Here is a 1,093-nt window from a genome sequence, read left to right on the forward strand (position 1 = left end):
CACCACCCCGTGGGACACGACCCGAATCCGGGGAGCACCGGGGCGGTGTCCAGATCGCCCGCCTTTTCGCGCGACATGGCCATAGCGGCGGCGTTTGTCCGATCAGCTCATCCGGTAAGGATACGTCGGCTGTCCTTCAGAATTACGCAGTGGAGCAGAAAGCCGATGTGCTCGTGATCGGTGGCTATGGGCGTTCGCGCGCACTCGAGTTCGTGCTTGGCGGCGTGACGCGGGAACTGATCGATCATCAGCGCCTGCCGATCGTTTTCGTACACTGACTGGCGAACCCGTCTAACGGTTGAACGGAGGAGATCATGAAAGCTCTCGTTTATCATGGCCCCGGCGAGAAGAGTCTCGAGGATCGCCCGAGGCCGGCCTTGCAGGCACCCGGCGATGCGATCGTGCGGATCACGAAGACCACCATTTGCGGCACCGACCTGCACATCCTGAAGGGGGATGTGCCGACGTGCGAGCCGGGCAGGATCCTCGGACATGAGGGTGTCGGGATCGTGGAGGAGGTCGGAACCGCGGTTGGAGCCTTCAAGCCCGGAGATCATGTCCTGATCTCCTGCATCACCTCTTGTGCCCGGTGTGAATATTGCCGGCGCGGCATGTATTCGCATTGCGTCGAGGGCGGCTGGATATTGGGCAACAGGATCGATGGCACGCAAGCCGAATTCGTGCGCATCCCCCATGCCGACAACAGCCTTCACGCGATCCCGCCGGGGGCCGATGAGGATGCCCTCGTCATGCTGAGCGACATTCTTCCGACGGGCTATGAGTGCGGCGTCCTGAACGGGAAGGTTGCACCGGGCAGCAGCGTCGCGATCGTCGGCGCTGGACCGATCGGCCTGGCGACCCTGCTGACTGCGCAATTTTATGCACCGGCCCGGATCATCATGATCGATCTCGACGACAATCGCCTCGCCGTCGCGCGCAAGTTCGGCGCGACGGACTCGCTGACCTGCCCAGCGGTCATGAAGAAGCTCAAGGGCCGTCCGTCCGCATCGCTGACGGCGTGCAGCTTGGTGTTCATACCGCCTTTGGTGTGGCCGATCAGCCGCCCAAGGCCCCCTTTATGGATGGCCCGCCC

1 protein-coding gene and 2 pseudogenes are annotated in these 1,093 nt (G+C 63.0%); 2 read left to right on the plus strand and 1 reads right to left on the minus strand.

Features of this window, described 5'->3' with window-relative positions; all coding sequences use genetic code 11:
- The coding region (locus ILT46_RS11980) for a universal stress protein (RefSeq protein WP_199504869.1) at positions 1-278 on the plus strand (278 nt) is incomplete at its 5' end.
- Between the two features lie 36 nt (positions 279-314).
- A pseudogene (locus ILT46_RS12330) lies at positions 315-659 on the plus strand (alcohol dehydrogenase catalytic domain-containing protein); the annotation flags it as partial.
- A 296-nt stretch (positions 660-955) separates the two neighbouring features.
- Here the strand turns inward: ILT46_RS12330 and ILT46_RS11990 are convergent.
- Positions 956-1,093, minus strand: a pseudogene (locus ILT46_RS11990) (IS5/IS1182 family transposase); the annotation flags it as partial.

This window comes from Qipengyuania sp. YIM B01966 (assembly GCF_016461955.1).
Lineage (GTDB): Bacteria > Pseudomonadota > Alphaproteobacteria > Sphingomonadales > Sphingomonadaceae > QFOP01.